Here is a 10,803-nt window from a genome sequence, read left to right as displayed (position 1 = left end):
AGGACAAATGTTGAGCTTTTTACAAACACACTTATATTCCTCTTAATAAATTATTTATGATTTAACACCCTCTTACACTATTACCTCTTTAATCTCATTTTTGCTAAATTTACTGCATTATTATATTTAAATAGAGAGAAACTAAATACCTGACTTGACCGGTAAAAAGGAAGAAGGAAGAATTTATTTTTGAATTTTGGTTGATGCCTTTTACCAAAATTTGATATTTTTTCTTTGTTTTTTAAGATATCCGTATGGAAAATATCATTTTATGAGTCCAGCTAGGATTATCACCAGGCAGTAATCCTTTTTCTTCTCCATAAAAAGCATATCCGAAATTTATAGATGAGTTACCAAGCCCAACTCCAAACGTTGGATATCCTGAACTAAAGCCTGTTCTTAAAGCCAATAATCTAGTAAGTTTATATTCTACACCCATGTGAACTTTCTTCAAAGGAGTTGTAGATAAAGGTTCTTGTTTGTTCGTGATATCTCTTAAGTCAAATACCAAAATAAGCTTATTATAGGAATCCCAATAATTTCCAAACCAATAATAAATTTTTTCTGGCTGATAAGCAAAGCCAACATTTAAACTAGGGTCTATTTGCGTAATGTAATCTTGTTGGAATTCATCATCTTTTTTTTCACCAAAACTAATATTAGCTTTTTTATATTTTAATTCAGAGCTATAAATATCAATTACATCTAGCCCAAAACGCCATCTTGAATTTAAACTATATAACATACCAAAATCTGTCATAAACCCCATTGCATTAAAAAAATTATGTCCAAAATCAAAACCTTGTATCTCGTTTATAGAAAGATCTCTATGAGAATTTACTAAGCTGTATATATATTTTAAATTTATGCCTAAAGATAACTCACCAGGCAAACCAATTCTTTCTAAAGAACTTATTCTAAAAGCAACTGGAAGCACGCCAATTCCATTTGCCTCAGCTTTATAAGTTATAGCGGGCAGAAGAGACGTCTTATCAATTTTTAGAGTAGCTTGAGCATAAGAAAAAATACCTAACCCAAAACTTAAAGAGTTTTGTTTAACATCTATTGGGCTTTTTATAAAAAATATATTTGGCAAAGAAATAAGTACGTTAGGATGATAACTTAGCATTTTATCATAAATTTCGTTAACAAAATCTTCCTGTTGTTGCGAAGACAGATCATTAAAATTCAAAAAATCTTCCTTATGTCTATTATAAAAACTGTAAGCATTCGTTACATGTTCATCAATAGATACACCTAAAGAGAAAATCTGAATACGATTATTCTGGATCGCTGTTATACCAGCAGGATTATAAAAAAACATATTTTCATCATCGCATATTGCAGTAAACGCACCTCCCATCCCCATTGGTCGCACTCCTTGCAAAAAAGCTCTTTCTTGCGTATCTATTGCAATAGCTGCTTGATAAAAAATCCCAACAAGACAACATAAAAATGATAACGATTTTAATTCATACATAGCTCCGCCCTATTTAATATCTTACTATGCTTTTTCAAGCCAGGATAATAATTCGCCGTACCCTTTGTTCAAATTATCAATCATTTCTTGATTAATAAATTTATTCTCTCCAGAAACTTGCGCTGCACAATTTATGGCACATTCAAAAAAAGTTAGGGCTTGACGTATATCAGGAATAGCTTCAGGTATTATAGATGGATCAGGAAAAGATTTTCTACTTATATCTTCAATATCATTTATTCCATCTAAATTAAAATATTCTTTTATAGCAGGACTGTCTCCTATTCTGGTAACAGCAGCAAGGGCAAGAATCATCGCATTATTTGTATTTTCTTGTTCAGTACTGCCATTTAACAATGCTTGCAAAGTTTTAGGATTGTCAACAACTAATTTAAGGCCTTCGTTGATTTGATGTATTCTATCTGTAGCAATATTTTTAAAACTGTCAGGATCTATATTGCCTGTATCGTCAATTTGCTTTTTAGCTTCCATTATGTCGGCAGCAAAAGAACCTATTCGTACTACTGCGGCTACATATTTTTGAATAGCAGTTTGATCTTCAGGGTTATTTTTTAACGCTTGTTCAAAATATTTTTGAGCCGTTTCATAATCGCCTGAGCTAAAAGCCCTATCACCTTTAGCAATTAAAACCCCATGGTTTTTTGGAGAAATTTCTCTAGCAACCCGAGCAAAAATATTGTAATTATCTTTTGAACAACTTACTAAAAAAACTACAAAAAACAAACTCAGAAAATAAACTCTCTTTGGCATATTCTCCTCTTACTATTAAAGATGATACACACAATCGCACACAATATATCTGTACTGCGTCTTTTTTAACACAACTGTGTTAAAAAACTTGTGCTTATCACCCCCCCCCCTGCTTTATAAAAATCTACAGCAATTATATGTTTTAAGAGGTCTATCCTATATTAGAAATCTATACCCCTACTTTTAATATTTTTAAATTAATCTATTATAACTGGTCAATAAAAACAGCATTCTGAGTTTTATCAATCATATTTTTTACTAATACTTTTCCTTCTCCAAGTTCTGCTTTTGCAAAGATTATTGTTTTAGAGGCACCTATCTTATCAGCAAATCTTAATTGTGCAGTTAAACTTTTATTATCTACTGGCCCAAAAACGGAAATATCATTATTACCTTTTAAGCCATTTCTTATCAATTTTATGGAAAAAGCAAAAGCTTCGCTAATAAGATCTTGATCTGCTATGGCTATAAAAACTTTTTCATTTTTATTTAAAGTACTAAAAAACCCACTGTGTTGAGCAGCCATTAATACTCTTTCTGAACCTAAAGCAAAACCAACTACAGGCGTATCTTGTCCACCAAGCTCTTTAACCAAATTGTCGTAACGCCCACCCGCAGCGAGAGCATCTTGTGCACCAAGCGCATTAGAGCGTATTTCAAAAACAGTTCTTGTATAATAGTCAAGTCCTCGTACTAATTTTGGATCCACTATATATGTACAATTTACACTTCTAATTAAATTTTGCACTAAATTGAAATGTTCTTTACAATCATCGCACAAAAAATCATCCATTTTAGGAACATTTATAAACTTATCTGAATCAATCTTACAGTCTAAAAGTCTCAAAGGATTTGTTTGGAGTCTCCTTAGGCAATCCTGGCATAAATCATCAATAGAGGTAAAGTATTTGACTAAAGTTTCTCTAAATAATGGCCTACATTTTTGACATCCTAAAGAATTTACATGTACGTTTACTTTTTCTATCCCAATAGAAGAAAGAACATCACAAGCAAGCATAATAATCTCTGCATCTGCACTTGGCGATAAACTCCCATAAAACTCTGCGCCTATTTGACAAAATTGTCTGTACCTTCCAGCTTGAGGTCTTTCGTATCTAAACATTTCTCCAGAATAAAAAAACTTACCAGAAGGGAAAGAAACATCCAGCCTATGCTCAATATATGCTCTTACAAGCGAAGCTGTTCCTTCTGGTCGAAGAGCAAGTTTTCTACCTTTTCTATCTTCAAAAATATACATTTCTTTTTCTACAATATCAGTTGCCTCCCCTATTGACCTTGTAAATAAAGAAGCATCCTCAAAGATAGGTGTCCTAACTTCTTCAAAACCGTGCTTTATAAAAATTTGTCTGGCTTTTTGCTCTAATACGTTCAAACCTAAAGCGTTAATTCCAAATATATCATGAGTTCCTCTCGGTGCTTTATAATTCATTTAATACTATTAATCTCCATTATATTACTCTTTTTGTTTTTTTGCTAAGAACTTCGTCCATACTTATTACCCCTGCAGAAATAATAAATTGGAAAGCCTTTTCTATTCTATAATTTGTATAAATTATATCTTCCTCCTGGCATAATAACAAAAAACCAGTTGTTGGATTTGGAGTTGTTGGCATAAATACGCATAAATACTTCCTATCTCCGATATTTTGTTCACCAGTTAAAAAAGCTACGCTATAAACACCTTTTTTAGGATAACAAACAAATACCACTTGCTTAAAACTTTTTTTACTATCTGCACCAAAAAGAAAACTCATAAATTTTTTAGCTGAAGAATATACTGTGCCCAAAACAGGAAGTTTGTCTATAAAATTTTCTATATAGATTAGTATTCTTTTACCAAGAATTCTATTAGCTACAAACCCTAAAAGCAATATGCTCAAAATTGAAGCAAAAAAACTTAAGGTTTTTGCTATAACAACTACCCAATATTTATCTACAATATAATACTTTACAACAGGAAAAGTAAAACCACTTACCCATTTAAAAACAATAGCTACTACAAGATATGTAAGCCAAATAGGAATTATTACAACTAGTCCCGTGATTAGATACGTTTTTAATTTACTAACTTTTTGTTTTTCATCTTCCATAAATAAAATTCTTCCCCTCTTTTAATAATTTATTTAGCTTAGTTTGAGAATCAGATTCTGCATACAACCTAACAACAGGCTCTGTACCTGAAAGTCTAAAACCTATCCAGTTATTATCATCTAAAATAAACTTATCGCCATCTATATTTACATATTTTTTAATTTTTATGCCAGCAAAAGTGTTTGGAATCTTATTTTTCAATTTGTCTTTGAAAGCTTCCATAACTTCAGGTTCTAGATGAAAATTTAACCTTGAAGTTATAACTTCACCAGTAATCTTTTTTATATCTTTTAAAAGCTCTGTCACAGATTTCTTGCTCATTGCAAGAGCCTCTGCTACTAAAAGACAAGCTAAAATACCATCTTTTTCTGGGATATGACCCCTAATTGTAAGTCCGCCAGACTCCTCTCCCCCTATTATAAACTTATCAGGATTATTTACCATAATATCACCAATATACTTAAACCCAACAGGAGTTTCTTCTATGCTAGTTCCAATTTTTGCTCCGATTTTATCTATAAGATGAGTAGTCATAACACTTCTAGCTACGATACCTGTCCATCCTCTTGTTTTATTTAAATGATACAACAAAATTGATATAACCTGATTTGGAGTGATAAAAGTTCCATTGTAATCTATAATAGCAAATCTATCCGCATCTCCATCTGTAGAAAACCCCAATTTGTACGATTCTTTTTTTACTAAATTAATTAAATCTTTCAAATTATTTTCTGAGGGTTCTGGAGCTCCATTATTAAACATCACATCTCTATTTTTGTTTATTGTAATATTTTTAATTCCAGCCATTTCAAGTAAAGTATCTAAATAACCATTGCCTGTACCGTGCAAAACATCAACAGCAACTTTTATTTTAGATTTCTTTAAAGCTTTAAAATTAACAAGTTCCTTGATTTTCTTAATATAACCATTACTCGGGTTATGAATTTCTATAATTTTATTCTTAATGCCTGTTTCAAAAGAGATATATTTTATATCTTTACTTTTTAAAGAAGCACAATATTTTTCTATCTTTTCTGTTGTTTCTGGTAAAGCTGGGCCACCCCATGAAGGAGAATATTTTAATCCATTATACTTATAAGGGTTATGGCTTGCCGTAAAATTTATACCGCCTGTAAGTTTAGAATTTACGATATCATAAGCTATTACAGGTGTCGGTGTATCTCTTTTACAAAATAATACTTTAATACCATTACCAGCGAGAATTTCTGATGAACTTGTAGCAAAGTCTTCAGACATAAATCTTGTATCATAACCTATAATAACACTAGCTGGACGTTCCTTACGATTTTCGTTAATAATATTTGCAATTGACTGAGAAACAATAGCAATATTATCGTAAGTAAAGTCCTTAGCAATAATTCCTCTCCAGCCTGAAGTCCCAAATTTTATCATTATTATTACCTCTCTTTTAAATTTGCCACTCCTTGATTTTTTCAGAATATACTTCAAGCAGTCCTAATGTTGTTGTCTTATCTTTTGCTTCCGCCCAAATATGAAATAATGCTTCATCAGAGTCTGGAACAAAAAGTACCCAACCATTATTGACGTACACTTTTACACCATCAATAAGTTCATGCTTTTTATCTTTAACTTCCTCTAAAGCCCTACGCATTGTTTTGCCTTTTTTATCCCAAGAACATGGAACTGTTTTATGCAATACTTCAAAATATGGAATCTCTTTGCTTATACTACTAAGAGACAAATTTTCCTGAGACATCATCTCCATTATTTTACCTATAGCATACATTGCATCAAAAGCATTTTGAAATTCTGGAAATATAAAGCCGCCCATACTATCACATATCAAAACAACTTCAGAATCTTTTTCATAAGTCATTATATTTCTTGAACTGGTTGCAGTTCTTTTAACCTTAACACCAAACTGTTTAGCAAGATCATCTACTATTGACGTTGCATTTACAGGAACTGCAATAGCAATATTTTTACCCCTATTTATTTTCATAACAAGATAAGACACCGCAATCATTGCAGCAGCATCACGTACAATAGTGCCTTTTTCATCTACTAAAAATACTTTTTCAGAGCCAGAATCTATTAAAAAACCCGCGTTTGCCGTTAGTGTAACAACAACATCTGAAAGCTGCCTTAAAGAACTTGTAAACTCTTCATAAGACTTAGTAATTTTTGAAGAACTAATAAATGCATTCAATGAAATAACATTTACATCTAAATCACCTAAAATAGATGGGAATATTATAGATGAAGAAGAATGAGCATAATCTATAACAATCTTATATTTAGATTTCTTTATAACTTCCTCATTTATAGCATCTAAATAACCTGTTTTATAGTAATCTAAAGCTCTTGCAGGGACTGTTATCTTTCCAATAGAATTCATATTTGCGCGTTTAAAATCTTCCCGAAAAAATAATTGTTCTATAGCTTTTTCCTGACTTATTGAAATATCAGCGCCTTTATTATTAAAAAATTTTATATCTATAGATCTTCCATCAGTAGGAGATTGACGTATATATATTCCACCTGCTTCACCTTCATTTCCAATTTCGTACCTTGCTACAGGTATAGGTAAGCCTCTTAAATCACCAACTTCTATACCTGCCGAAAGCAAACCGGAAATAATACCTCTTTCTATCATAAGAGCTGCAGGGTGTTCATCTCTTGAAACAATAATATATGAGCCTTCCCCTATATACGCCCCATATGCAGACCCTATCTTTGCTGCAAATTCTGGAGTAATTTCTATATTGCCTAACCCACTTATACCATGAGCATTAAACAAAGCTTTATTCCATTTTTCACCCCAAACTAAACTGCTTGAAAGTATTGCACCCGCGCCTATAACTTTATGAGGCCAAATTCTTAAATTAGTTCTAACAACAGCATCATCACCTACTACACATTCATCTGACACTATAGTTCCGACTTGGACTACAGCTCTATCTCCTATTCTCGTAGAAGTCCCTATAACATTTTCTTTAATTCGTGACTCTTGCCCAACTGTAACTCCAGTCCACAACACAGAACCTAAAACCTCAGAGCCTTGTCCAATTTTTACATTATCACCTATAACAGAACGAGACAAAAATGTATTATCTGCAATACTGACATTATCTCCTAAAATTACTTGTCCCTCTACTTTAATATTTTTACCTAAGGATACATTTTTTCCAACTACTATTTCTTTTTGCGCCACTTTTATTTTTTTACCACTTATATCAATTTTTACTTTACCATCTAATATATCATAATGAACAAACCTATATTCATCGTGATTGCCTATATCTTTCCAATAACCATCTGCAATATAACCGTAAAGAGTCTTATTTTCTTTCAAAAGCATTGGAAACAAGTCTTTAGAAAAATCAAAAGATATGTCTTTTGGAACATAATCAAATACTTCTGGTTCTAAAATATAAATCCCAGTGTTTATTGTATCTGAAAAAACTTCCCCCCACGAAGGTTTCTCTAAAAACCTTTCAATCTTACCATCTTTAGCAGTTATGACTACTCCAAACTGTAAAGGATTGCTCACTCTTGTAAGAACCATCGTTGCAAGAGCTTTTTTAATTTTATGAAAATCTACAGCTTTTTTTAAATCAAAATCCGTTAAAACATCACCTGATATCACTAAAAAAGTATCTTTTATATTTTGACTAGCAAATCTAACACTCCCAGCTGTTCCAAGATCAGATTCTGGTCTTATATACTTTATGCTTATTCCAAAATTTTTCCCGTCCTCAAAATAATCTGTAATAATTTCTGTTTGATAATACAGCATCATGGTCAATTCTGAAAATCCATGCTTTTTTAAAAGATTAATTATATGATGAAGCACGGGTTTATTTGCTACTGGAGCCATGGGTTTGGGTAAACTACACGTGATAGGTCTTAATCTTGTGCCAAAGCCACCTGCCATAATAACAGCTTGCATTTTAAGCCCTCCTGAAAAAACACAAGACTATTGTGCCTGTCTAAAAAACCCCCCGTTGACAAGCGGATTTTACTAAATTTGACACCTAAAAGCAAAAAGCTATATAATACTTTAGATATGAGACAAAGTAAGACTCTAACACCTTCTTATTCAAAATTTTTTATAATTGTAATTTTAGTTGCATTATTTATATTAGTTTTAGGCAAAATAACTACAAATTTTATAGATAATCTTCCATCAATACAACAGCTTGATAATTATACCCCAAACTTATCTACAAAAGTGTACGATAAAGACAACAATTTAATAGCAGAATTATTTACAGAAAGAAGAGTCCTAGTACCAATAAGTGATATACCTTTAAATTTACAAAATGCTTTTATAGCTATAGAAGATAATGACTTTTTTAATCACTGGGGAATTTCTGTAAAAAGTACTTTTAGAGCGTTTTGTAAAATCTTATTAAAAGGCAAAATTGCAGAGGGTGGCTCTACTATTACTCAACAACTTGCAAAAACTATATTTTTAACTAGAGATAAAACTTTAATAAGAAAAATAAAAGAAGCACTTTTAACAATACAACTTGAAAAAAATTATTCTAAAAAAGAAATACTACAATTTTATATCAACCAAATATATTTTGGTAGTGGATCACATGGAGTAGAAGCTGCTGCAGAAAGATATTTTAATAAAAATATAAAAGAACTAAACCTTGCAGAATGCGCTATGCTTGCAGCTATTCCAAAATCCCCAAACTACTATAATCCATTTAAAAATGCACAAGTCTCTTTAACAAGAAGAAATCTTGTGCTTGCTAGAATGTATGAGTTAGGATATATTAGTAAAAACGACAAAGAAAAAGCTTCAAAAGAACCTCTTCCAACTAAAGAAATCATAAATACAAAAGAAGAAAAAGGCCATTATTTTATGGAGTTTTTAAGAATAATGCTAGAACCAAAGTACGGAACAGATATTTTACTTAATTCAGGAATTTCTATATACACAACTCTTGATATGCAAGCGCAAATTTCTGCAGAAAAAGCTGTTGAACAATCTTTAGTCAAATTTGACGAAGAAAGAATTAAAATTTTTGTAAAAGAAAATAAAGAACCAATAAAAATACAGGGTGCTTTAATAGCACTTGATCCTAAAAATGGTGCAATAAGAGCTATGGTCGGCGGACGCAATTTTAAAGAATCTCAATTTAATAGAGCAACTCAAGCAAAAAGACAAGCTGGTTCTGCATTTAAACCTTTTGTATATCTTTCAGCAATAGAAGCAGGCTTTACACCAGCAGCAATGCTTGAAGACGCCCCTCTAGTTTTTATTTATAAAAACAATTCTTGGGATTTAGTTTCAAGAGACATAACTGCTCTTGAAACAGTTGCCGAAACAGTAAGTGAAGACGATTTAATAGATACAAATAAGGTTTGGGCTCCTACGAACTATGGTAAAAAATACAGAGGTAAAGTTACATTAAGAACAGCACTTGCCTTATCTATCAACACTTGCGCAGTAGAACTTATAATGAAAGTAACCCCTATAAAAGTTATACAGTCAGCAAGAAATTTAGATATAACAACACCATTATCAAACTCTCTTTCGCTGGCTTTAGGTTCAAGCGATGTAACATTACAAGAAATGGTAAGCGCTTTTGCAGTTTTTTCTTCAGGTGGAATAAAAGCTACACCATATGTTATAGTAAAAATTATAGATAAAGACGGAAAAATTCTAGAAGAAAATATTCCTCAACAGAAAGAGGTTCTTTCTTCACAAACGTGTTTTGTTTTAACTAATATGCTTAAAGCGGTAATAGAAAAAGGTAGTGGTTGGCAAGCAAAAATGTTAGAAAGGCCTTGCGCAGGCAAAACTGGCACAACAAATGGCCCTAGCGACGCGTGGTTTATAGGGTATACTCCTCAACTTGTGGCAGGTGTGTGGGTAGGCTATGATGACCGTTCAATAACCCTAGGAGATAGAGTTACAGGAGGGGTACTAGCATGCCCTATATGGACAGAATTTATGAAAGGCGCATTACAGGACAAACCTATTCTGGACTTCATTGAACCAGCAGGAATTGACTGGGCCTTGATTGATCCTTCGACCGGGCTTTTGGCTTTAAGTAAAACAGAGGGAGCATTTATTGAAGCATTTAAAAAAGGGACTGCTCCTAGTCAATATTTTAGTATAAGTTCATCCGATACAAGTAAACAAGAATTGGATATAGAAATAGAAGGTTTTTAAAATTTTATTCAAAAACTATTTCGTATTCTTCTCTAGCAATTTCTAAACTAACTCTTACAAAAAAACCTCGGATTTACTATACTTTTGTAAGCGGATCCTTCCGCCTCTTGTCTGTATACATTCCCATATTTTCCTCTATTTCTCCTGACTTGAGCATTAGGGTTCCCCTAATCCATCTTTTTATGAGTGCTTTTTCCTTTTTTTCCTTAAAGCGGTCAAGTCAGGTTTTAATTTTGTCAGTTGAACAAAGAAAAGCTTGTGT

The 10,803-nt window shown here is 32.1% G+C and carries 7 protein-coding genes; 1 reads left to right on the top strand and 6 read right to left on the bottom strand.

All coding sequences use genetic code 11. From position 1 onward, the window contains the following. Positions 1-241: 241 nt before the first annotated feature. The 6 genes from LBD57_RS03470 to LBD57_RS03445 form a co-directional block, all read right to left on the bottom strand. The gene (locus LBD57_RS03470; protein WP_373469946.1) at positions 242-1,480 is read right to left on the bottom strand and encodes an OmpP1/FadL family transporter; all 1,239 of its coding nucleotides are present in this window, start codon (positions 1,478-1,480) and stop codon (positions 242-244) included. A 24-nt stretch (positions 1,481-1,504) separates the two neighbouring features. Beyond that, entirely contained in the window at positions 1,505-2,251 is a 747-nt protein-coding gene (locus LBD57_RS03465) for a tetratricopeptide repeat protein (protein WP_373469945.1), read from the bottom strand. Between the two features lie 205 nt (positions 2,252-2,456). Next, the gene (hisS, locus tag LBD57_RS03460; RefSeq protein ID WP_373469944.1) at positions 2,457-3,701 is read right to left on the bottom strand and encodes a histidine--tRNA ligase; all 1,245 of its coding nucleotides are present in this window, start codon (positions 3,699-3,701) and stop codon (positions 2,457-2,459) included. A gap of 19 nt (positions 3,702-3,720) precedes the next feature. Further along, positions 3,721-4,362 carry a DUF502 domain-containing protein gene (locus LBD57_RS03455; protein ID WP_373469943.1) on the bottom strand — a complete coding sequence of 214 codons (642 nt, stop codon included), beginning with the start codon at positions 4,360-4,362 and terminating at the stop codon, positions 3,721-3,723. Continuing rightward, a complete protein-coding gene (locus tag LBD57_RS03450) occupies positions 4,352-5,776 on the bottom strand; it encodes a phosphoglucomutase/phosphomannomutase family protein (protein WP_373469942.1) in 1,425 nt (474 codons plus the stop codon). The genes LBD57_RS03455 and LBD57_RS03450 overlap by 11 nt, the downstream gene beginning before the upstream one ends. A gap of 16 nt (positions 5,777-5,792) precedes the next feature. Next, a complete protein-coding gene (locus LBD57_RS03445) occupies positions 5,793-8,297 on the bottom strand; it encodes a sugar phosphate nucleotidyltransferase (protein WP_373469941.1) in 2,505 nt (834 codons plus the stop codon). Positions 8,298-8,414: 117 nt separating this feature from the next. Here LBD57_RS03445 and LBD57_RS03440 point away from each other — a divergent pair, with 117 nt between their 5' ends. Beyond that, positions 8,415-10,541: a penicillin-binding protein 1A gene (locus LBD57_RS03440; protein ID WP_373469940.1), complete on the top strand. Its 2,127-nt coding sequence runs from the start codon at positions 8,415-8,417 to the stop codon at positions 10,539-10,541. The last annotated feature ends 262 nt before the right edge of the window (positions 10,542-10,803 follow it).

Source organism: Candidatus Endomicrobiellum cubanum, assembly GCF_031278955.1.
GTDB lineage: Bacteria > Elusimicrobiota > Endomicrobiia > Endomicrobiales > Endomicrobiaceae > Endomicrobiellum > Endomicrobiellum cubanum.
Note: the sequence above shows the minus strand (reverse complement) of the source record. Positions and strands in the feature narration are given on the sequence as shown.